This is a genomic window from Thioclava sp. F36-7 (assembly GCF_002020075.1).
In the GTDB taxonomy this organism is placed as follows: Bacteria; Pseudomonadota; Alphaproteobacteria; order Rhodobacterales; family Rhodobacteraceae; genus Thioclava; species Thioclava sediminum.
Genome location: NZ_MPZR01000007.1, coordinates 209204 through 230764, shown reverse-complemented (window position 1 = coordinate 230764; position 21561 = coordinate 209204). Strand labels below are relative to the sequence as shown.

Sequence of the window (21561 nt, the reverse complement as noted above, 5' to 3'; positions counted from 1 at the left end):
GCCCATGTTGCGGAGGTTCGAGATGACCGCCACCCCGATGGCCCCCCGCCACGCTACGCAGGAAATCTCCTACGCTTGGTCCGCGCGCTCGAAAGGCGCGCGGGTTCTGATCCGCGCGATGGAGAACGCGACCGGACGGATCGGGTTGATCCGGCGAGCACGCGGCTACGAGCACGACATCGCGCAAGGCGCGGATTTCTGGCAGGTGATGGCCGAGCGCTACGGGCTGCAGATCGATGTGACCCGCGGCGCGCTGGCCAATATCCCGCAGACCGGGCCGCTGGTGCTGATCGCCAACCACCCTTACGGCATTCTCGACGGGCTGATCATGGGCCTGCTGCTGTCGCGCATCCGCGGCGATTTCCGCATCCTCGCGCATAACGTCTTCAAGCGCGCCGAAGAGATCGACCGGATCATCCTGCCGGTGGATTTCTCCGAAACCAAAGAAGCCATGAAGGCAAATCTGCGAACCCGTTCGGACGCCCTGCGCTACCTCGGCGATGGCGGCGCGATCGGGGTGTTTCCGGGCGGCACGGTGTCGACCGCGGCCAAGCCTTTCGGTGCGCCGATGGATCCGGGCTGGCGCAATTTCACCGCCAAGATGATCGCGAAATCCGAGGCGACCGTGGTGCCTGTCTTCTTCGAGGGACATAACAGCCGTCTGTTCCAGCTGGCGAGCCATCTGCACTACAGCCTGCGCATGGGGCTGATGATCCGCGAGTTCAAACGCCACGCCAATCGGCCGGTGCGCCTCTGCGTCGGCGAGCCGATCCCGCAGGCCGAGCTGGACGCCGTCCGCGAAAGCCCGAAACAGATGATGGATTTCCTGCGCCGTGCGACGTATGACTTGTCGCCGACTCCCTTGAAGTCTTACGGCTATGGCTTCGAGTTCGAGGCGAAATATAGAAACTGACCGGCGCCTGTTGCGGCCCGGACGGGCGAGGGGCGCGAGCATGGCAGTAGGCGTTTTCGATTCAGGTCTGGGCGGGCTGACGGTCTATGATGCCTGCGCCAAGCGGCTGCCGGACATGGCCTTTTGCTATTACGGCGACAACGCCCATGCGCCTTACGGGGTGCGCGATGCCGATGACATCTTCAACCTGACCTGCGCGGGTGTCGAACGTCTGTGGGAGGAAGGCTGCGATCTGGTGATCCTCGCCTGTAACACCGCCTCGGCTGCGGCGCTGAAACGGATGCAGGAGACCTGGATCCCCGAGGGCAAGCGCGTGCTGGGCGTCTTCGTGCCGATGATCGAGGCGCTGACCGAACGCAAATGGGGCGACAACTCCCCGCCGCGCGAAGTGGCGGTGAAGCATGTGGCGCTGTTTGCGACACCCGCGACGGTGGCGAGCCGCGCGTTCCAGCGCGAACTGGCCTTCCGTGCGATTGGCGTCGATGTCGAGGCGCAACCCTGCGGCGGCGTGGTCGATGCGATCGAGACCGGCGACGAGATCCTCGCAGAGGCGCTGGTGAAATCCCATGTCGAGGCGCTCAAGCGCCGGATGCCGAAGCCCGAAGCCGCGATCCTCGGCTGCACCCATTACCCGCTGATGCAGAAGACCTTCCAGGAAGCGCTGGGGCCGAGCGTGGACGTCTACAGCCAAGCCAATCTGGTGGCCGAAAGCCTCGCGGATTACCTTGAGCGTCGCCCCGAATTCAGAGGCGCGGGCACGGAATCGAAGTTCCTGACCACCGGCGATCCGGCCTCGGTCTCGAGCCACGCGACGCAATTCCTGCGCTACGCGATCCGGTTCGAAGCGGCCTGAGCCGCCGCGCCTCAGGGGTCAGCCGAAACGGTTTTCGCCGTATGTGCCCCTGAGCAGCATGAAGACGAAGAGCATGATGCCCCAAACCAGCATCAAAATGGCCCAGAGCATCGTCAGCATTCCCATCGAAGCGAGAATGGCGTCCGGGTCTCGGATGCCCGAGGAGATGGCGAGGAAGGCGATCACGAAGCCCCCCAGGAAGCTCATCAGGATGTAAAGCCCGAACCACCAGCCCGAGCGGTTCGTATCATGTAGCCGTCGCACCGTTACCGAGACCGAGGGCAGGAAGGTCGCGATGGAGACCACCGCGCTGATTGCGGCCCCGTCCTGACCCATCGAGGCCTCCGCAAAGCCGCCCGCGAACCCCGCCAGCGTCACGAACAGCACGAACCACCAATATTCCGACCGGCTCGCCCGGCCCTTGAAGGTCACGTATTTCCGGAAGCAGACCTTGATCGCCTCGAAGAAGCCGCGCGCAGGCGCCCCGGAATACATCCCGTCCGCACCGATCCCGCGCCGCGCACGCTCGCGTTCGATCGAGGCGTCGGCATAGGCGCGGGGATCGGCGGAGGAGAGCTTGCCTTCCTGCTGATGGCGCTGCGCAATGCGGGCCGCGTAATTCGTCGCGCCGCTATGCGGGTCGGCGCCCGTGGCCGCAGTGTCCGGGGCTCGCCGGAAGAAGTGATCGCCCGCAGGCTCCCATCCTTCCATTCCGTCTTGCCAAACCATCGTTTCGGGCTTGATACGACCTGCCCGCACCATATCCGTCATATGTTCTGCGGGGAACGGACCGACGGGATCTTTCCCATCGGCGTAATACCACTGCTCTGCCACGGCCTGCCTCGTTCACTGTCGGTCGTCACTCCGGTTCACACGGAGTTTATTTGAGTGTGAGCTTAGGGTAAGGGAGAGCCGAGCGACAAGCGCGGAGGTTGATATGACGAAGAAAATCGCGATTCTGGGCGCATCGGGCTACACCGGCGCCGAACTCGTCCGGCTGATCGCCACCCATCCGAATATGGACATCGTGGCCCTCTCGGGCGAGCGAAAGGCCGGTATGGCGATGGGCGACGTGTTCCCGCATCTGCGCCATCTGGGCCTGCCCGATCTGGTGAAGATCGAAGAGATCGACTTCTCGAATGTCGATCTGGCCTTCTGCGCGCTGCCGCATGCGACCTCGCAGGCGGTGATCAAGGAGCTGCCGCGCGATCTGAAGATCGTGGACCTCTCGGCCGATTTCCGGCTGCGTGATCCGGCAGAATACGAGAAGTGGTATGGCAAGCCCCATGCCGCGGTCGAGCTGCAGAAAGAGGCGGTCTACGGCCTGACCGAGTTCTACCGCGACGCGATTCGCGAGGCGCGGCTGGTTGCGGGCACGGGCTGTAATGCCGCTGCGGGCCAATTCGCGATCCGTCCGCTTATCGAAGCCGGGGTGATCGACCTCGACGACATCATCCTCGATCTGAAGAACGGGGTTTCCGGCGCGGGCCGCTCGCTGAAGGAAAACCTGCTGCACGCAGAGCTGTCGGGCGGTGTCGCGCCCTATTCGCAAGGCGGCAAGCACCGTCACCTTGGCGAATTCGATCAGGAATTCAGCGCCTTGGCGGGTCGCCCCGTAATGGTGCAATTCACCCCGCATCTGGCGCCCTTCAACCGCGGCATCCTCGCCTCGGCCTATGTGAAGGGTGAGCCCGAGGCCGTCTACAAGGCACTGGCGGACCGCTATGCAGACGAAATCTTCATGGAGATGCTACCTTTCGGCGCAGTTCCGTCCACCAGGTCTGTAACTGGCTCCAATTATGCCCATATTGGTGTATCAGGAGACAGGATCCCCGGGCGCGCGCTCGTGGTCGTGGCCATCGACAACCTCTGCAAGGGCTCGTCGGGACAAGCGATCCAGAACGCGAACCTCATGCTCGGGCTGGAGGAAAGCGAAGGGCTGATGCTCGCCCCCGTCTTCCCTTGATCCGCGTCAATGGCACGGCCGGCGCGGTAAGGTAGACGAAGCGGCATCTCAGGAGGCGAAGAGATGAAGAGTCTGAAGAAGAAACGTCGTATCCAGGTGCTCAGCGTGGCCGCGCTGGCCTTGGTGATCGCGACCGGCACGATCGGGTACTCGATGCGGAGCGGCATCAACTTCTTCCGTGCGCCTTCGCAGCTTGCCACCGAACCGCCGCAGCCCGGCGAGGTGTTCCGCCTCGGCGGGCTGGTCGAGAAAGGCTCTCTCAAGCGCGGTCAGGGCGAGGTCATCGAATTCAAGGTCACCGATGGCGGCGCGACCGTCCCGGTGAAATTCGCGGGCGTCCTGCCGGACCTCTTCAAAGAGGGTCAGGGCATGATCGGCACGGGCAAGATGGAAGGCGATACCTTCGTGGCCTCCGAGATTCTCGCCAAGCACGACGAGAATTATATGCCCAAGGAAGTCGTCGACGCGCTGAAGGAACAGGGCGTCTACGAGGGCCCGTCCTCCTGATCGCACCCCCGGCGAACGCTCTCTTTTATCCCTCTTAATCGCACGGCCCGAGCCTGCCTGACGTTGTCATCAACGGAGGCAGGCCATGAAATCGGTCACCCAGATCGCGGCGGAGATCGTCGCGCGCGAAGGCGGTTATGTCGATGATCCGGACGATCCGGGCGGTGTGACGAAGCATGGCGTCACGCTCGGAACCCTGCGCCGGTTGGGGCGCGATTTGACCGGCGATGGCCGGGTGGACGAGATGGATGTCCGTTCGCTCGACCCCGCGCAGGCCGCCGAGATTTTCATCGAGCATTACTACAAGAGCCCGCGTATCGACCGGCTGCCGCCCTCGGTGCAGGCCTCGGTCTTCGACATGTATGTGAACGCAGGCGGCAATGCGGTCGTCATCCTGCAGCGCCTGCTAGGCGATATGGGCCAGCGTGTCGTGGTGGACGGGATCATCGGCCCGCAGACCATCGCCGCCGCCGAAATCGCCGATGCAGCCGCGCCCGGCTACTTCGCCGATGCCTACGGAATCGCGCGGCGGAACTACTACTACCGGGTCGCCGATGCGCGGCCCGCAAGCCGCAAATACGCGACGACGAGCGCGGGCGCGAAGGGCGGCTGGATCCGCCGCGCCGAGGAGTTCATTTCGCCGCGCTTTCACCTCACCGAGGGCGAGCATCGCAAGCGGGTGGCGAAATGGGCATGATCGAGAAACTGTTCGGCGGTGCGGGGGCGGTCAAGGCGGCAGGCGAGGCCGCCAGTTCGGTGGCGGAGGTCTTCGTGCCGAATGCCACGAAGAAGCTCGAGGCCGCGCAGGCCGCCTATCTAGCGGCCCTTCAGGAACACGGTGCGGAGTTCGAATACATCCGCCCCGGCCGCTTCGACCGGATCGTGAACGGTCTCAACCGCCTGCCGCGCCCGGTGCTCGCCTTCGGGATCGTGGGGCTTTTCGTCTATGCGATGCTCGACCCGGTCGCCTTCGCGCAACGCATGGTCGGGCTGAGCTACGTCCCGGAGCCGCTCTGGTGGCTTCTGGGCGCGGTGGTCAGCTTCTATTTCGGCGCGCGCGAGGCGCATTACTTCCGGATGAAGACGGCTCTGCCGAAGCCGCCTGACGCTCTCGCTACGCCTCCGGTCGAGGAAAACGCGGCGCTCTCCGCTTGGCGGTCGCTCAAGAAACAGGACGAGTAGGGGGCTCTGCCCCCGCTCCCTGTGGGAGCCCCCCGGGATACTTCGAAAGAGCGAAGAAACGCGCGGGGGCTGTCTTCGCTCTTGGTCAAATATCCCGGGGTGAATTCGCGAAAGCGAAGAGGGGCAGAGCCCCTGATGCGCCTCAGTCGCGGGTGCCTGCGAAGCGTTCCTGCCACTCTTCGCGCTCGTCATCCGTGATCTTGCGGAAGAGCACCTCGGGTGTGGTGAAGGCATGACCTGCGGGCAGCGCCTCGAGCGCCGTTTTCACATCGCCCGGCCAACCGCGATCCTCGTCGCCCATCGCCTCGAGCATGATCTTCGCCGCATCGGGAATGAAGGGCGCCGAGAGCACCGCGTAGATCGGGATCAGGTTGAGCGCGAGCCGTGCGATGGCCGCCGCCTGATCGGGATCGGTCTTGAACACCGACCACGGTGCCGACGCCTGCAGGTATTCGTTGCCCGCGACCCAGATTCCGCGCAGCTCCATCGCCGCCTTGCGGATATCCTTCTCTTCCATATGCGTCTCGTAGGCGCGGATGCGGGTGGTCAGATCCTCGATCAGGGCCGCTTCCTGCTCGCCCCAGCTGCCGCCTTCCGGGATCGCCTCGCCGAATTTCGAGCGGGTGAACTTGGTGATCCGGCTGACGAAGTTGCCCAGCACATCGGCGAGGTCCTTGTTCGCCGAGACCTGGAAGTTCTCCCAGGTGAATTCGGCATCCGCGCTTTCCGGCGCGTGGGACAGAAGCCACCAGCGCCAGTAATCGGCGGGCAGAAGCTCCAGCGCCTGATCCATGAAGACGCCACGACCGCGCGAGGTCGAGAACTGGCCGCCATCGTAGTTCAGGTAATTGAACGACTTGATGTAATCCACGAGCTTCCACGGCTCGCCCGAGCCGAGGATCGTCGCGGGGAACGAGAGCGTGTGGAAGGGGACGTTATCCTTGCCCATGAACTGGGTGTAGGTGACGTCGTCGGCGCCCTTGTCGGTGCGCCACCAGCGCTCCCAGTCGCCGCCCGTCTTCTCGGTCCATTCCTCGGTCGCGGCGATATATTCGATCGGCGCGTCGAACCAGACGTAGAAGACCTTGCCTTCCATGCCCGACCACGGCGCACCCTCGAATTGCGCGGGCACGCCCCAGCTGAGGTCGCGGGTGATGCCGCGGTCCTGCAGCCCGTCGCCGTCATGGAGCCATTTCTTCGCGATCGAGGTGGTCAGCACCGGCCAGTCGGACTTGCTGTCGATCCACGCATCCAGCCGATCCTTCATCGCCGATTGGCGCAGGAACAGGTGCTTGGTCTCGCGCATCTCCAGATCGGTCGAGCCGGAAATCGTGGAATGCGGGTTGATCAGGTCCACCGGGTCGAGCTGCTTGGTGCAGTTGTCGCATTGATCGCCGCGCGCGCTCTCGAAGCCGCAATTGGGGCAGGTACCTTCGATATAGCGGTCGGGCAGGAAGCGCCCGTCGGCCTTGGAATACATCTGGGTTTCCGAGACTTCGCGGATCAGCCCGGCCTCGGCCAGCTTCACCGCGAAATGCTGCGTTAGGCGATGGTTCTGCGGGCTGGACGAGCGCCCGAAATGATCGAAGCTGAGCCGGAACCCTTCCGCGATCTTCGCCTGAACCTCGTGCATCTCCGCGCAATACTCGGCGACCGGCTTGCCTGCTTTCGCGGCGGCGAGTTCGGCGGGGGTGCCGTGCTCGTCGGTGGCGCAGATGAACATCACCTCGTTGCCCCGCGCGCGCTGGTAGCGGGCGAAGAGATCAGCCGGCAGCTGCGAGCCCACGAGATTGCCGAGGTGCTTGATGCCGTTGATATAGGGAATGGCCGAGGTAATGAGATGGCGCGCCATGTAGGACCCTCTTGCTGTGGAGCGTTTGAGCGCGGGTTTACTAGGGAATCATGGGAAGGGCTAGGGGGGAGCGCCGAGACGCACCGCTTGCGGCTTTGCGATCAGTCGACCGTGTAGACCTTGCCGATTGCGTCGTCGGTTTCGCGCCATGTCTCGAAGCCGGCGCGCTGACAAAAGGCGAGGGAAAATGGCCAAGGCTTGCTTTTGCGCGGGTGGCGTCGATAGTCGGGGCGAGGCGGAGCGAGCGTAGGGGGCAAGCGGTGCTGATACATGCCGGAGACGATCGGAGCGTTTCGATCGACCTCGCGCTGGCGGTCTGGCTGGCGCTGGTCGCGGGCGCGGTGAATGCGGCCGGGTTCCGGGCGCTGGGGTATTTCTCGGCCAACATGACCGGGAATGTCTCGACCGCGACCGACCTGCTTGCGCTGGGACGGTTCGGCACGGCGATCTGGTTCCTGCTGCTGCTTCTGGCCTTCGTCTTCGGGGCCTTCGCCTCCGGGGTGCTGATCGATGTCGGGCAGCGTCGGCGGCTGCACGGGATCTACGCGCTGTCGATCCTGCTGGAGGCCGCGCTGCTGATCGTGCTGACGATCCTCGACATGGTCTGGGCCGCGGCGATGAGCGAGCATCTGATGATGATTGGGCTCAGCTTCCTGATGGGGCTGCAGAACGCGGCGAGCACGAAAATCTCGGACGGGCGGGTGCGCACGAGCCATGTGTCCGGCATCGCGACCGATCTGGGGCTGGAGCTTGCGGCGCTTTTGCCGGGCGCGCGCGATGCCGAGACCAGGCAGGTGCTGCGCTCGCGGCTCCTTCTGCATGTCGCGACGCTGTGTTCCTTCTTCGCGGGCGGCATCGCAGGCGTGCTGGGATATGAGCGCATCGGCCCGATGATCTTCGCGCTGGCGGCGGCGCTGCTGATCGTCATCGCCGTGCCGGAACTGCGCAAGGTCTATCGCGGGGGGCGGTGAGCCTCCCCGCTATGAGCGAAAGGGACGCGCATGAAAAAGGGCGCCCGCGAGGCGCCCTTTTCCGTAACAGTCATGCAGCTCAGGCTTAGAAGCCGAGGCCAGCATATTTGTTCTTGAACTTCGACACGCGACCACCGGTGTCCATGAGGCGCGACGAACCACCGTTCCACGCCGGGTGCGAGGTCGGGTCGATGTCGAGGGTGAGGGTGTCGCCCTCGGAGCCCCAGGTCGAGCGGGTCTGATACTCGGTCCCGTCGGTCATCTTGACGGTGATCGTGTGGTAGTCCGGATGGGTTTCGGCTTTCATCGTCCCGCTCCTTATTTCGCAGCTTTAGGCTTGTAATGGGTGTCTTCGGCGATACGAGCCGACTTACCGCGACGAGCGCGCAGGTAGTACAGCTTGGCGCGACGCACGCGGCCACGGCGGACCACTTCGATCGAGTCGATGTTGGTCGAATAGAGCGGGAACACACGCTCCACGCCTTCGCCGAAGGAGATCTTGCGCACGGTGAACGAAGCCGCCAGCGTGTCGCCGCCCTTGCGCGAGATGCAGACGCCTTCATAGGCCTGCACGCGCGAACGGGTGCCTTCGGTCACTTTGTAGCCGACGCGAATGGTGTCACCGGCTTTGAAATCCGGGATGGTCTTGTTGAGCTCGGCGATTTGTTCCGCCTCGAGCTGTGCGATCAGGTTCATCGCAACGTCCTTTCACATGCTCACGGTTTGTCCCGTGAAGGTTTCGCCGCCTCAGAGCTCCGCGTCTTCATCGGGTCCGGTCGCCTTTTCAGGGTCGCGCCCGCGGGAGAGTTCAGGTCGTCTTTCGCTTTTTGCGCCCTTCGCCGGTGCCGTGACGCGGACCGAAGAAGGCTCCGCCGGGCAACAGCAAAAGGGTCCGAGGGCCGATTCCGGCTCCGGACCCGCGCGTATTACGGGGAAATGACCAATGTGGCAAGGGGGAAGTGGGGGCGCTGAAGCTTTGCAGAACAAAGTGACCTTTCGCTACGGCTGTTGCAATGGCCGCTTCCGACTATGCTACTTTGGCGTCTAACCGCGGTCCCATCGCCATCGCCGCAACTCTTGGAGGAACGCCACAATATGATCGCTTACGTGACCGTTGGAGCAGACGACATCGCGAAGGCAGAACGCTTCTACTCGGCCTTTCTCCCAAGTCTTGGCTATCGGCTGGAAGAGTATCAAGGAGACTTGAGTTACATCTTGCCCGAAGAACCAGGTCAGTCCTCCGTTCAGCCTGATTTCTACGTCAAATCCCCCTTCAACGGGCAATCTGCATCGGCTGGGAACGGCGCAATGGTGGCGTTTCAGGCGCGATCGCAGAAACAGGTCCGGGACCTTTATGATGCGGCGTTAGCCGCGGGCGGCTCCGACGACGGGCAGCCTGGTCTTCGGGCTGCTTATGGCCCGCACTTCTACGTTGGCTATCTTCTTGATCCGCACGGCAACAAGATCGCGCTGTTTTCCAGCGATCCTGATGAACCGGGGCGCGATGGCTAACGCGGGCGCCAACAATAGAGCCAGACGCAGCATCAGTTAATTCGGCCTCTCAGCTGCCGACCCCTTTATGCTTCTCCCACAAATCCGGCCGCCGTTCCTGCGTGAGCTTTTCGCTCATCTCGCGGCGCCAGTCTTCGATCTTCTTGTGGTTGCCCGAGGTCAGCACTTCGGGGATCAAACGGCCTTCCCATTCGGCGGGGCGGGTGTATTGGGGATGCTCCAGCAGCCCGCTGGAATGGCTTTCCTCGACCGCGCTCTCGGCATTACCGAGCACGCCCGGCAGCAGCCGCACGGTGGCGTCGATCAGCACTTGAGCTGCCACCTCACCACCCGTCAGGACGAAATCGCCGATCGAGACTTCCTCGACGCCGAAATGTTCCAGCACGCGCTCGTCTACGCCTTCGAACCGCCCGCAAAGGAGCGTCATGCCGTCGGCCTCGGCGAAGCGGCGCGCCATCTCCTGCGTCAGCGGCTTGCCGCGCGGCGAGAGATAGACGACCGGCCAGCGCGCGCGGTCTTCCGGCGTGCCGTGGGCGGCCTGCTTGAGCGCCTCGCCCACAACATCGGCGCGCAGCACCATCCCCGCGCCGCCGCCGGCGGGGGTGTCGTCGACGTTGCGGTGTTTGCCGATGCCGAAGGGGCGCAGGTCGATCGTCTCGAGCGCCCAGAGGCCTAGATCGCGGGCGCGGCCCAGAAGGCTCAGGCCCAGCGTGCCGGGGAAGGCCTCGGGAAAGAGCGTGACGATCTTCGCGGTCCACGCGCCTTTGAGGCGCGGCGGCTCGTCCATCAGTGAGCTGGGCTTGCGCGTCGGCGAGATCGTCAGGCGGCCATGCGACTTGGTCGCGAGCTTGGGTTTGTCGTCACTCATCGGATTTCGCCTCTGCCTCTTCGCGCCATGCGGCCCGCAATATGGCGCGCTTTTTCTCTTTTGTGGCCTCGCGCGGCAACCCTTCAGCGTTGATTTCGGCAAGTTGGTCGGCGAGCGCCGCCCGGTCCACCCTCCGCGGGCGTGCATTGGCCGTGATCCCGAGGCCCAGCGACGCGCGCACCTCGGGGGGGACGCCCATCAGATCGAGGAGCGGCGTCAGCGGGCCGTGGGGATTGTCGCGGGCTTCGTCGAGCATCACCCATGTCACCGGGGCGGGGGCCACAGTGCTCACGATCTCGCGCAGAACGGGGGCGAGGTCGAAGCCCGACAGCCGGGTGCGGAAGGTGTCGAGCGTGTCCGTCAACATGCCGCTGCGCACATGCTGCCAATGCAGGCTCTCGATCCACGCGGTCTTCTCGCGCGTGGTCAGGAAGAGCTGCAACTCCAGCGCGTCTTCGTATTTCGCGCGGAATACCTCGGCCAGCGCGCCCATCAGTTCCGGCGTTGCCGAATAGTCCAGCACGCCATCGCGGCCCGGCATGTGGCCCGCGAGCCCCTCGATGGAAACCACGGCCTGCGTGGTGTCTTCGGGGAGAGCGTCGGCCCAACTGGCCAGCGCGGCCTGATAGAGCCCCAGCTCGAACGGGTCGCGGGTCAGTGAAAAGGCGCGGGCTGCGGCGGCTGCGTCGGGAATGTCTTCGCGGAGCGCAATCGCCCAATCTGGCAGATGGACGCTGACTTCGCGCAGTCCGGTCTGGATCGTGGAGGTTCCGGTCTTGTGAAAGCCCGGATGGACGATCACGCGCATCCGATTACAGATCCTCGGGCGGGTCGGCGACGATACGCTGCGCGGCGAGGTCCACGGTCGGCACGATGGCCTTGGTGAAGGGCAGCAGCAGCGCCTGTTTGCGCCCGGGCGCGAAGATTTCGAGGATGTCGCCCGCGCCGTGATTGTGGACCGCGCGCACGGTGCCGATCTTGGTGCCGCCGGTATCGACCACCGTCAGCCCGATCAGGTCGGCATGATAGAATTCGTCGTCAGGAAGCGAGGGCAGCTTGTCGCGGTCGGCCCAGAGGGTCACACCACGCAGAGCATCGGCCTCTTCCTTCGTGGCCACGCCCGACAGCCTCACGCCAAGCCCGTTCTTCAGGCCCCGCGTCAGCGTCACGTCGAACTGGCGCGCGCCGTCTTCGGTATAAAGCGGGGCATAGCCCACGATATCCTCGGGTTCGGCGCAGAAACTCTTGAGGCGCACTTCGCCCTGCACGCCGAAAGCTCCGGCAATGGCACCCACGCAGACGCGTTCGGGTTGGGTCATGATGCGATCCTCTGTGCTAGATCGGATGGGGCAGGGGCCGGGCGCATATCGCGCCCGGCCCGCCAGCCATCCATAGCTGCCGATTATTCTTCGGCGGGTGCTTCTTCAGCGTTCGCCTCGGCGGCCTTGGCGGCACGCTGTTCGGCGCGCTCCTGGGCTTTCTTGCCCGGAACGGCTTTCTTCATGTTGGCGCGGGTCGGCTTGCTGCGCTCGCCGGCGGCTTCGAGGAAGCGCGCGATGCGGTCGGTCGGCTGCGCGCCTTGGTCGAGCCAGTACTTTACGCGCTCGATGTTCATCTTCACGCGGTCTTCGCTGTCTTTCGGGAGCAGCGGGTTGTAGGTGCCCAGCTTCTCGAGGAAGCGGCCGTCACGCGGCATGCGCGAGTCGGTAGCGACGATCGAATAGAACGGACGCTTCTTGGAACCCCCACGAGCGAGGCGGATTTTCATAGCCATGTCAGTTGTCTCCTTTGGATGGCTGGTGATGGGCCGGATGGCCCGTCATTTCTGGAATTTCTCGTGATGCCGGATCACTTCCGAAATCACGAAATTGAGGAACTTCTTCGCGAATTCCGGGTCGAGCCCGGAATCGCTCGCCAGCTTTTCGAGCCGGGCGATCTGCTTGGCCTCCCGATCGGGATCGGAGGGCGGAAGGTCGTGCTCTGCCTTCAGCTTGCCGACGGCCTGCGTCTGGGCAAAGCGTTCGGCCAGCGTGTAGATCATCACCGCATCGAGCCGGTCGATGCTGTCGCGATGCTCTTTCAGCAACTCAGCGGCACGGGTGGTTGCATCGCTCATGCGGCGGCCTCCTTCGGTGCGGGGTGACGCCAGACGACGATCGGCGGCTCCCCGGGATAGGCGGCCTGCGGGTCGGGGCGCGCGCCCAGACGCTCGGCCAACGCGGTCGAACGGGTGTTGTTCGGGTCGATGTAGCTGACCGCGGTCGACCAGTTCAGGTCGCGGAACGCATGGGCGATCACCGCGCGCGCAGCCTCGGCCACGTAGCCCTTGCCTTCGGCGTCCTGCGACCAGACCGACCACGCGATTTCTGCCTCGGGCCAGCTCTCGGGCATCCAGGGGCCAAGCGCCCCGAAACCCTGATCCGAGCCGCGCTCGGTCATCACGAACATGCCCCAGCCGCGCAGGACCCAATGGCCGGTGATCGCAGCAAAACTGCGCCATGCGGCTTCCGGGGTCGGCTCTTTCACCGGGCGGAACCAGTGGCTGCGCTCGGACATGTAGAAATCGCGCCATGCCTCCCAATCCGCAGCCTTCGGGGCGCGGAGCACGAGACGTTCGGTCTCGAGAACAGGGGTGGGGGAGAGCGCGACGGTCATCGGGTCACTTCTTCTTGCCGAAGCCCGACAGGCCCGGCGGCAGCGCGCCGCCCAGACCGGGCATGCCGCCCTTGGGCATCTTGCCGCCCATCGCCTTCGCCGCGGCTTCGACCTCGGCGGGATCCATGTTGGCCAGATCCGGCGCACCGCCGCCCTTGCCGCCCATCATCTTCATCGCCTGTTTCATCATGCCGCCCTTGCCCATCTTGGCCATCTTCTTCATCGAGTCGGACATCTGGCGGTGCATCTTCAGCAGCTTGTTGAGATCGGAGACCTCGAGGCCTGCGCCCGCCGCGATGCGCTTCTTGCGGCTCGCCTGAAGGATCTGCGGGTTGGCGCGCTCTTTCTTGGTCATCGAGTTGATGAGCGCGATCTGGTGGGTGATCGTCTTGTCGTTCAGGCCCGCATCTTCGGCCTGCTTGGCGTATTTCGACATGCCCGGCATCATCCCCATGACACCCTGCATCCCGCCCATCTTGATCATCTGATCGAGCTGGTTCTTCATGTCGTTCATGTTGAACAGGCCCTTCTGGAAGCGCTTGGCCATGCGCTCCGCCTGTTCCTGTTCCAGCGTCTCCTGCGCGCGCTCCACGAGGGCGACGATATCGCCCATGCCGAGAATGCGGCCCGCGATACGCTCGGCCTCGAAGGTCTCGAGCGCGTCCATCTTCTCGCCCAGACCGACGAAGCGGATCGGCTTGCCGGTGACTGCGCGCATCGACAGCGCCGCACCGCCGCGACCGTCGCCGTCCATCCGGGTCAGCACGACGCCCGAGACGCCGACCTTCTCGTCGAACTCGGTCGCGACGTTGACCGCGTCTTGACCGGTCAGGCCATCGACGACGAGGAGCGTTTCACGCGGGTTCGCGACATCGCGCACCGCCTGAACCTCGTCCATCAGCACTTCGTCGATATGCAGACGGCCCGCCGTGTCGAGCATGTAGACGTCATAGCCGCCCAGCGTCGCCTGCTGCTTGGCGCGCTTGGCGATCTGCACGGCGCTTTCGCCCTTCACGATCGGCAGCGTGTCGACGCCGATCTGCGTGCCGAGGATCTGCAGCTGCTCCATTGCGGCGGGGCGGTTGGTGTCGAGCGAGGCCATCAGCACGCGCTTGCCTTCGCGGTCCTTGAGACGCTTGGCGAGCTTGGCGGTGGTGGTGGTCTTACCCGAGCCCTGCAGACCGACCATCAGGATCGGCGCGGGCGGGTTGTCGATCTTCAGCGCATCGGCGGCCTCTTCGCCCGCGAGCATCTTGATCAGCTCGTCATGGACGATCTTGACGACCTGCTGGCCCGGCGTGACCGATTTGGTGACCGCGGCGCCGGTGGCCTTGCCCTCGACCGACTTGATGAACTGGCGGGCGACCGGCAGCGAAACGTCGGCTTCGAGAAGCGCGACGCGCACTTCGCGCATGGCCGTTTTCACGTCATCGGCGGAAAGCGCACCTTGTTTGGTCAGCCGGTCGAAGACGCCGCCTAGGCGCTCTGATAGACTTTCGAACATGGGCCACCCTCCTGTGATTGGGGCCGGGACAAACGACAAGCGCACCAGTGGGCGCAACGCGCTGACTGGTGGCGATCCCGACCTCATGCCGGGACCGGAGGGATTCGTCCTCCGGGGAAATCTCGCGTGAACTATGACAAAGGCCCCGCGGAGTCAACCACGGGGCCAGTCGGGGGAGGTAGGGACGTCTTTGCAGACTGGGGATCAGGCCGCGAGGTGGATGATCTGCTCTTCGGCCTTGGCGACCGCCGCAGCCTCGTCAAGGTTCACGCCCTCGGCGGCCACCACGGTCACGTCGGTGATGCCGATGAAGCCGAGGATCTGCTTGATGTAGGGCGTCGCGAAATCGAAGGCGGAGCCCTGCGGCACGCCGCCCGAGGAGTAGGCGATGACAACGCGCTTCGGACCGGCGAGGCCTTCAGGGCCAGCCTCGGTGTAGCGGAAGGTCTCGCCCACGCGGCAGATCATGTCGATCCAGTGCTTGAGCGGGCCGGTGACGCCGAAGTTGTAAACGCCGCAACCGATGACGATCGTGTCGGCGGCTTTCACTTCCGCGATCAGCTCGTCGGACAGGGCGAGCAGCTCTTTCTGTTCGTCGCTACGCTGGTCTGCGGGGGTGTAAGCCGCGCCGAGCCACGCACCGTCGATGGTGGGGATGGCGGTCGCGTCGCGGGCGGTGACGTCGCCGCCGAGCCGCTCGACGATCTTGTCGGTGAGGCGTTTGGAGATCGACGCGTCGCCCTTGATGGAGCTGTCGATACGAAGGATCTTGGTCATGGGGAGGACTCCGTAAAACGTGTTCGATGTGGGGTCGTGAATTTCGGTCTGCGCCTTACTTGTCTCTTGCAATCCAGAACGCAACGGGCATGATCGAGCAGATTATGTTCACGGATGCACAGCATGAGCTTTGACAGTTGGGATGAAATCCGCACCGCTTTCCACGTGGCGCGCATCGGCACCGTCTCGGGGGCGGCAGAGGTTTTGGGCGTTCACCACGCAACGGTGATCCGCCATGTCGACGCCCTGGAAGACAAGCTGGGCACCAAGCTGTTCCAGCGCCATCCGCGTGGCTACACGCCGACCGAAGCGGGGCAGCAATTGCTCTCCGTGGGGCAGGCGACCGAGGATCAGTTCAGCCAGCTTGCCGCCCGGATCGCAGGCGCGGGTGACGAAGTCACGGGCGAATTGATCGTGACGTCGCTGACTGCGGTTTCGGTGCTTGTCCTGCCCGCGATGGAAAAGCTGTTGGGCGAATATTCCGGGCTGCGTCTGCGCTATCTCACCGATCAGCGCGTGTTCCGGCTGGAATATGGCGAGGCGCATGTCGCGATCCGCGCCGGCAACCGCCCTACCGAACCCGATAACGTGGTGCAGTCGCTGGGCCGGATGCAGAACGCGCTTTATGCGAGCCACGCCTATGTCGAGCGCTTCGGGATTCCGCGCTCCAAGGAAGAGCTCGCGAAGCACCGTTTCGTCTCGAACGACAACCGCGACAGCCGCGCGCCCTTCTATCGCTGGCTGCGCGACAACGTCCCCGACGAGCAGGTCGTGTTCCGCGCGAACGAGCACGAGAGCCAGGTCGATGCGATCAAGGCGGGTCTGGGCTTGGGCTTCCTGACCGTGCCGATGGGGCGTGCCGATCCGACGCTCGAAGAGGTGGTGAAGCCCTATGATACCTGGGACACCAACCTGTGGCTGGTGACCCATGTCGATCTGCACCGGACGCCGAAGGTTCAGGCCGCCGTGAAAGCGATCAAGGAACAGGCGGCCCGTTCGGACGGTCTGATCCTGAGCTGAGCTATTCGGCTGCGTGCAGCCGGACCGGGGCCGGTGCCGGTTCGGCCTCTTCGCGGGCCTTCCGGCGTCGCGCCACGGCCTTCGCGCCGAAATTGTCGCGCCCGTAGGCGAAGGCGAATTGCAGCGCCAGCCCGCCGAAGATCAGCAGCGTATCCTGCCAGAACCCGCCCGGATGCACTTGCTTCACCGTCTGGCCCGCGATTGCCAGCACCGTGCCGAGCGCGAAGATCGGCAGCGAGTGGCGCCCGAGCATCCGGATCGGCTCCAACACGCGCGCCTCGGCGATGCGCGGGATGATCCCCGGCAGCGACAGGATGTAGGCGAGCGCCAGCAGGTGCGACAGGCGAGGAAGCGACACGAAGGTCTTGTCGAAGCCCGCGATGAAGAAGGGCACGTTCCATTGGCGCAACTGCCAGACCGCGTGGCCGAAATTCTTCAGCATCCAACCGTTGTGAACCCACACGAAGGTCAGCGCCAGCCAGCCCGCCGCGACGGCGATGATCCAGCCTTTCACAGGCACGAGCCGCTTGCCTTGGCGCAGCGACAGCCCGGTCAGGATGCCGAGGCTGAACACCAGTTGCCACGCCAGCGGATTGAAGAACCAGCCGCCCTCCATCGGGTAATTCGGCAGGTTCAGCCGGAACAGCCCCGTCGCCACCCAAAGCCCGACCGAGGTCGCTAGCAGCGCCAATTTGCTGCGCTGTCCGATCCGGATCAGCGCGGGCGCCATCAACAAGAGTGCCATATACATCGGCAGGATGTTCACATAGCCCAGCTGGTGGCCCAGCGTCGCGATCCCGATCAGGAAGCCGAACGGGTCGGTGCCATAGATCTTCATCGCATTCTTGGACAGCATCGCCTCGTTGCCCCAGAACTGCACGGCGGCCGAGACGATGGCGATCGCCCAGACGGCGGTCAGGATATGCACGAGATAGAGAAGCCACGCCCGGCCCCAGAGCCGCGAGGTGCCTTCCCAGCTCAGCCCCTTCGCCAGCGCCGGACCGTAAGCCAGCGCGGCGGCGAGACCGGACATGAAGACGAAGCCCTCCGCCGCATCCGAGAAGCCCAGATTGCGGGAGGTGAAGTTCTCGTAAAGATTGCCCGGGATGTGATCGATATAGATCATCACCAGCGCGAGGCCGCGGAACAGATCGATCCGCAGGTCGCGCCCGGGTTTCATCAGCGCAATGTTACGCATGTGCGGGGCTCCGGTGAGGGGCGTCCGCGAAGCCGGCGCGGTCGCCCTCGGGGGTCGGGAAAGCGTTTTCCCAGCGGGTGAAGATCGCATCGTGCAGACGCAGGATGCGGGGCGTGTCGATTTCGCTGGGCACTAGCATCAGCTGCGAGCGCGACGGCTGCGACGACCACGAGATCAGCCACGGTGCGGCGCTCATCGGCAGCCCCACCGGCAGCAGCCAGAACAGCAGACCCGGCGCGAGCCACCATGTGACGGCAAGGCCCGCAGCACCGATCGCCACGATCCACCACGCCGCGGTGAACCCATCGGCCACGCTCAGCCGCCCGTCGCCGCGGTTGTTGGTGGGCCAGCCACCATCCGCGCCGAACAGCACCTGAAAGACCGAGCGCGTGGCGAAGGCCAGCAGCACCGGGGCGGTGAGGGAGGAGAAGAGCAACTCGCTCAGCGTCGAAGCGAAGGCGATGTTGCCGCCGCCGAAGCCGCGCGCTGTGCCGTTCATCGCGGCGCGCCCTGCGATCAGCAGTTTCGGCACCAGCAGAAGCCCGAAGATGCCGATGGCGAGGCCGATCGCTTTCGAGGCCTCCGACGGCGGGAAATAGGGGAAGGGCCAGTAGGGCTCGGGGAAGTAATCCGGCGGCGGCATGAACAATGGCGCCGCGACCGAGGCCACGAGAAAGCCTAGCCAGAACAGCGGCGCGATATAGGCCATGATGCCCTGCGCAAAGACGAACCGCGACCAGCCGCGCAGCCCGGGCGCGCCGATGATGCGCGCGTGCTGCAGATTGCCCTGACACCAGCGGCGGTCGCGCTTGGCGTGATCGACGATATTCTCCGGGCCTTCCTCGAAGGAGCCTTCCAGATCGTCGTCGAGCCGCACCAGCCAGCCGTTGCGCGCCAGAAGTGCTGCCTCGACATAGTCGTGGCTCATCACATGCCCACCGAAGGGCGGTTGGCCCGTCAATGCAGGCAGGCCGCAGCTTTCGGCGAAAGCGCGGGTGCGCACGATGGCGTTATGGCCCCAGAACGGGCCGGTCCTGCCCTGCAGCATCGCCAAGCCGCGGGCGAAGACGGGCGAGAAGAAGCTGGCCGAGAATTGCATCGCGCGGGCGAAGCGCGAGCGCCCCCGCACGACTTTCGGCAGGGTCTGAAGCAGGCCCAGACGCGGTTCGGCTTCGATCCGGCGGATCATCTGCAGGATCGTCTCGCCTTCCATCAGGCTGTCGGCATCGAGGATCAGAGCGAAATCATAGGCCGCGCCGGAGCGCGTGATGAAATCCTCGATATTCCCGGCCTTCTTGCCGACGTTGTTGGTGCGGCGGCGATAGAAGAACCGGCCAAGCGCGTCACGCTCTTCGACGAGATGGGCGAAGACCTGCACCTCGCGCTGGGCGATGTCGTCCTTGCGGGTGTCCGAGAGGATCGCGAAATGCACCTCCGCGTCGTCGCCGGTCGCGGCGAGCGAGGCATCCATCGCGGCCACGCGCGAGAAGGTGGAGACCGGGTCTTCGTTATAGACCGGCACCAACACGACCGTACGGCCCTGGATGCGCGCATGCGGGTCCAGGCGCGGCGGCGGTTCGGCGCGCGAGGTTAGTCCGATCAGCGCCTGCACCGCGCCCCAGGCGAGCCAGAGCGTCGAGATCAGGATCAGCAGCGCGCGCACCACGTCGAGCGTCTGCAAGCCGTCGGCCTGACCGAACTGAATGAACAGAACGAAGGCGCCGATACCCGCAAGCGCAGCGAGCCCGAGCGCCAGAGCGCGCAGGCCGATCAGCAATGCGCCGCGAGGACGCGCGAGCGCGGACATGTCAGGTGCCTTCCCCGACCGGGCGGCGGGTCAGCATCCGGGCGAGCCGGGTACTCAGCCGAAGATCGGGTTCGATCTGTTGCGCAGGCATAGCCATCGGGGCCACCGGCAGCGCGGCGGGCCCGGCAACGAGGTCTTCGGGCGACAGCCGGCGCTCGGCGCGCGGCTGGTCGGTCAGCGCCGGCACTTCCGGCAGCGTCAAATGTGAAATCATGTTTTGGTCCACTGGTAGAGCCAGGTCTCGGAGAGGTTCCGTCCAAAACCAGCAAGAGTGGCAGAGAGTTCCACGGGCGCGTCGCCATCGGCGGAAATATCCAGCACGAGACGCCAGACATTGTCCTGTTCGACCTTCGAAAGGGTCTGCGTTTCGATCTTGCCCTTGTTCGCGTGGGTGACCGGTTTGATTTCGTCGACGGCCGAAGCCGGCAGGCGCGAAATCTCTCCGCCCTTGAAATCAATGACGAATTTCCGGGTGCCCTTGGTGTTCTCGACGCCCGAGACACCGCCGGTCCCGGCCCATGTCTGGTCCACATAGGCGCGCTGATCGCTCGGATCGGGGGGCAGATCGCCCCATTCCAGCCGATAGGCGAATTCCAGCGCATCGCCTGCTTTTGCCGGAGCTTCGGGCACCCAGAAGGCGACGATATTGTCGTTCACCTCGAGTTTCGAGGGGATCTCGACCAGCCGAACCATGCCCTTGCCCCAGTCGCCCTGCGGCGTCACGCGGACCGAAGGACGGCGCTCGTAGCGGGCCGAGGCGTCCTGATAGTGATCGAATTCGCGCTCGCGCTGATAGAGGCCGAAGCTCTGCGGCGCGCTCTCGGCGAAATAGGAGGAGGCGAGCTTGTTGGGGTTCTGCAGCGGGCGCCACAGCTTGTCGCCATCGGCCTGCTCGATCGCCAGCCCGTCGCTGTCATGCACGCGCGGACGGTAATCGTCGAAATTATGCCGGTTGCGCGGTCCGTAGAGGAACATCGAGGTCAGCGGCGCCACACCGAGCTGTTGGATGTCCTCGCGGATGAAGAGCCGTGCGGTCACGTCGACCGAGGTCGCCTCGCCAGGGGTGATGACGAATTTGTAGGCCCCCGTCAGCGAGGCCGAATGCATCTCGGCGAAGACGGTAATCGAGGTCGCGCCCGAGGTCGGCGTCTCGACCCAGAACTGGGTGAAGCGCGGGAATTCCTCTGCGACGGAGACGCCGGTGTTCACGGCAAGCCCGCGGGCCGACAGGCCATAGGCCGAACCCCGGCCGAGCGCGCGGAAGTAGGACGCGCCCTGAAACGCGATCAACTCGTCCATGACATCGGGGCGGTTGAGCGGCGTGTTCAGCCGGAAGCCCGCGATGCCCGGCAGATCGGCATGTTCGGGGACGATCTTGCGCGCTTTGCTCTGGTAGATGAAATCGTCGGTCGAGAAGTTCATCGGGCTCGCTTGCCCGTTCTCGACGCTGGAGAGATGCACCGGCTCTTTGAAAAGCCAGCCCAGATGGAAGGCCTGCAACTCGAAGCGCGTGTCTTCGATATTCTCGAAGCGCGACTTGTCCGGGTCGAAGCGGATCATCCGGTAGCTGTCGTAATCCAGCTTGCTCAGGAAATCGGCCGAGCTGGTCTCGGGCGGGACGGCGTCTCCCTTCGCGGCCTTCTGCATCCGTGCCGCGAGATCGTCGAAAGAAAACGGCGATTGCTGCGGTGCGGCGGGGGGCGGGGTGGGAGCGGTAGCGGGTTCGGCCGGGGCGGCGCTGTCTTGCGCGAGCGCATGACCGGGCCAGCCTCCCGCGGCGGCGAACGCGCCAAAAGCGGAACCGGCGGCGAGGAGCTGTCGGCGGGAGAATTGGGGCACTTGCACAGTGCGGGGATTAGGCATCTGTTTCCCTGCGATTACAGTCGCTTCGCACGGAGAAAAACCACCGTGCTGCATTTTGCATAGCCACATGCCCAGAAAAACTGCAAGAGGGTATGCGAGGCCCATCGGACGGA

Annotated in this window: 25 protein-coding genes; 9 read left to right on the top strand and 16 right to left on the bottom strand. The window is 64.7% G+C overall.

All coding sequences use genetic code 11. From position 1 onward, the window contains the following. Positions 1 to 22 precede the first annotated feature (22 nt). Together BMI89_RS14760 and murI are read left to right on the top strand one after the other, a co-directional pair. On the top strand, positions 23 to 913 hold the full coding sequence (locus tag BMI89_RS14760; RefSeq protein WP_246832041.1) for a lysophospholipid acyltransferase family protein: 891 nt from the start codon (positions 23 to 25) through the stop codon (positions 911 to 913). Positions 914 to 953: 40 nt separating this feature from the next. Further along, entirely contained in the window at positions 954 to 1766 is an 813-nt protein-coding gene (murI, locus tag BMI89_RS14755; RefSeq protein WP_078545045.1) for a glutamate racemase, read from the top strand. Between the two features lie 18 nt (positions 1767 to 1784). On the opposite strand, the gene BMI89_RS14750 is transcribed toward murI, so the two are convergent. Continuing rightward, entirely contained in the window at positions 1785 to 2600 is an 816-nt protein-coding gene (locus BMI89_RS14750) for a DUF805 domain-containing protein (RefSeq protein WP_078571555.1), read from the bottom strand. 103 nt (positions 2601 to 2703) lie between these two features. Here BMI89_RS14750 and argC point away from each other — a divergent pair, with 103 nt between their 5' ends. The 4 genes from argC (at position 2704) to BMI89_RS14730 (ending at position 5421) form a co-directional block, all read left to right on the top strand. Continuing rightward, positions 2704 to 3732 carry an N-acetyl-gamma-glutamyl-phosphate reductase gene (gene argC, locus BMI89_RS14745; protein WP_078571554.1) on the top strand — a complete coding sequence of 343 codons (1029 nt, stop codon included), beginning with the start codon at positions 2704 to 2706 and terminating at the stop codon, positions 3730 to 3732. A 63-nt stretch (positions 3733 to 3795) separates the two neighbouring features. Beyond that, positions 3796 to 4239 (top strand): cytochrome c maturation protein CcmE, encoded by a 444-nt coding sequence (ccmE, locus tag BMI89_RS14740; protein WP_078522044.1) that lies wholly within the window; start codon positions 3796 to 3798, stop codon positions 4237 to 4239. Positions 4240 to 4324: 85 nt separating this feature from the next. Next, entirely contained in the window at positions 4325 to 4936 is a 612-nt protein-coding gene (locus tag BMI89_RS14735; RefSeq protein ID WP_078571552.1) for a holin-associated N-acetylmuramidase, read from the top strand. After that, positions 4927 to 5421, top strand: coding sequence for a holin family protein (locus BMI89_RS14730; RefSeq protein ID WP_078571550.1), 495 nt, complete (start codon positions 4927 to 4929; stop codon positions 5419 to 5421). The genes BMI89_RS14735 and BMI89_RS14730 overlap by 10 nt, the downstream gene beginning before the upstream one ends. 142 nt (positions 5422 to 5563) lie before the next feature. On the opposite strand, the gene metG is transcribed toward BMI89_RS14730, so the two are convergent. Then, positions 5564 to 7273 carry a methionine--tRNA ligase gene (metG, locus tag BMI89_RS14725; protein ID WP_078522041.1) on the bottom strand — a complete coding sequence of 570 codons (1710 nt, stop codon included), beginning with the start codon at positions 7271 to 7273 and terminating at the stop codon, positions 5564 to 5566. A 260-nt stretch (positions 7274 to 7533) separates the two neighbouring features. Here metG and BMI89_RS14720 point away from each other — a divergent pair, with 260 nt between their 5' ends. After that, positions 7534 to 8244, top strand: a complete 711-nt coding sequence (locus BMI89_RS14720; RefSeq protein WP_078571549.1) for a YoaK family protein — start codon at positions 7534 to 7536, stop codon at positions 8242 to 8244. Positions 8245 to 8329: 85 nt separating this feature from the next. Here BMI89_RS14720 and rpmE read toward each other — a convergent pair whose 3' ends face one another. Further along, on the bottom strand, positions 8330 to 8551 hold the full coding sequence (gene rpmE, locus BMI89_RS14715) for a 50S ribosomal protein L31 (RefSeq protein WP_078522037.1): 222 nt from the start codon (positions 8549 to 8551) through the stop codon (positions 8330 to 8332). 11 nt (positions 8552 to 8562) lie between these two features. After that, complete coding sequence (rplS, locus tag BMI89_RS14710; protein ID WP_075775806.1) at positions 8563 to 8940, bottom strand: 50S ribosomal protein L19; 378 nt, start codon at positions 8938 to 8940, stop codon at positions 8563 to 8565. Positions 8941 to 9339: 399 nt separating this feature from the next. Here rplS and BMI89_RS14705 point away from each other — a divergent pair, with 399 nt between their 5' ends. After that, positions 9340 to 9756 carry a VOC family protein gene (locus BMI89_RS14705; RefSeq protein WP_078571548.1) on the top strand — a complete coding sequence of 139 codons (417 nt, stop codon included), beginning with the start codon at positions 9340 to 9342 and terminating at the stop codon, positions 9754 to 9756. Positions 9757 to 9805: 49 nt separating this feature from the next. Here BMI89_RS14705 and trmD read toward each other — a convergent pair whose 3' ends face one another. The 8 genes from trmD to BMI89_RS14665 form a co-directional block, all read right to left on the bottom strand. After that, positions 9806 to 10624, bottom strand: a complete 819-nt coding sequence (gene trmD, locus BMI89_RS14700; protein ID WP_078571546.1) for a tRNA (guanosine(37)-N1)-methyltransferase TrmD — start codon at positions 10622 to 10624, stop codon at positions 9806 to 9808. Next, positions 10617 to 11432: a hypothetical protein gene (locus BMI89_RS14695; protein ID WP_078571544.1), complete on the bottom strand. Its 816-nt coding sequence runs from the start codon at positions 11430 to 11432 to the stop codon at positions 10617 to 10619. Before BMI89_RS14695 ends, trmD begins: the two co-directional genes overlap by 8 nt. A 4-nt stretch (positions 11433 to 11436) precedes the next feature. Further along, entirely contained in the window at positions 11437 to 11943 is a 507-nt protein-coding gene (gene rimM / locus BMI89_RS14690) for a ribosome maturation factor RimM (RefSeq protein WP_078545068.1), read from the bottom strand. Positions 11944 to 12026: 83 nt separating this feature from the next. Further along, positions 12027 to 12398, bottom strand: a complete 372-nt coding sequence (gene rpsP, locus BMI89_RS14685; protein WP_078545070.1) for a 30S ribosomal protein S16 — start codon at positions 12396 to 12398, stop codon at positions 12027 to 12029. A 45-nt stretch (positions 12399 to 12443) separates the two neighbouring features. Then, the gene (locus BMI89_RS14680) at positions 12444 to 12740 is read right to left on the bottom strand and encodes a chorismate mutase (RefSeq protein ID WP_078522032.1); all 297 of its coding nucleotides are present in this window, start codon (positions 12738 to 12740) and stop codon (positions 12444 to 12446) included. Then, on the bottom strand, positions 12737 to 13279 hold the full coding sequence (locus tag BMI89_RS14675) for a GNAT family N-acetyltransferase (protein WP_078571543.1): 543 nt from the start codon (positions 13277 to 13279) through the stop codon (positions 12737 to 12739). Before BMI89_RS14675 ends, BMI89_RS14680 begins: the two co-directional genes overlap by 4 nt. Positions 13280 to 13283: 4 nt before the next feature. Next, positions 13284 to 14783, bottom strand: a complete 1500-nt coding sequence (gene ffh, locus BMI89_RS14670; RefSeq protein WP_078522030.1) for a signal recognition particle protein — start codon at positions 14781 to 14783, stop codon at positions 13284 to 13286. Between the two features lie 204 nt (positions 14784 to 14987). Beyond that, complete coding sequence (locus BMI89_RS14665; RefSeq protein WP_078571542.1) at positions 14988 to 15560, bottom strand: NAD(P)H-dependent oxidoreductase; 573 nt, start codon at positions 15558 to 15560, stop codon at positions 14988 to 14990. 123 nt (positions 15561 to 15683) lie between these two features. Between BMI89_RS14665 and BMI89_RS14660 the strand changes: the two genes are divergently transcribed. Beyond that, positions 15684 to 16580 (top strand): LysR family transcriptional regulator, encoded by an 897-nt coding sequence (locus BMI89_RS14660; RefSeq protein ID WP_078540305.1) that lies wholly within the window; start codon positions 15684 to 15686, stop codon positions 16578 to 16580. A 1-nt stretch (position 16581) separates the two neighbouring features. Here the strand turns inward: BMI89_RS14660 and BMI89_RS14655 are convergent, their stop codons facing one another. From BMI89_RS14655 to BMI89_RS14640, 4 genes are read right to left on the bottom strand one after another with little or no spacing between them, the layout of a single operon-like run. After that, on the bottom strand, positions 16582 to 17778 hold the full coding sequence (locus BMI89_RS14655; RefSeq protein ID WP_168176819.1) for an OpgC domain-containing protein: 1197 nt from the start codon (positions 17776 to 17778) through the stop codon (positions 16582 to 16584). After that, positions 17771 to 19585: a glucans biosynthesis glucosyltransferase MdoH gene (gene mdoH / locus BMI89_RS14650; RefSeq protein ID WP_078571540.1), complete on the bottom strand. Its 1815-nt coding sequence runs from the start codon at positions 19583 to 19585 to the stop codon at positions 17771 to 17773. The genes BMI89_RS14655 and mdoH overlap by 8 nt, the downstream gene beginning before the upstream one ends. Before the next feature lies 1 nt (position 19586). Next, a complete protein-coding gene (locus BMI89_RS14645; protein ID WP_078571539.1) occupies positions 19587 to 19799 on the bottom strand; it encodes a hypothetical protein in 213 nt (70 codons plus the stop codon). Continuing rightward, the gene (locus tag BMI89_RS14640) at positions 19796 to 21448 is read right to left on the bottom strand and encodes a glucan biosynthesis protein (RefSeq protein WP_078571538.1); all 1653 of its coding nucleotides are present in this window, start codon (positions 21446 to 21448) and stop codon (positions 19796 to 19798) included. The genes BMI89_RS14645 and BMI89_RS14640 overlap by 4 nt, the downstream gene beginning before the upstream one ends. Positions 21449 to 21561 lie beyond the last annotated feature (113 nt).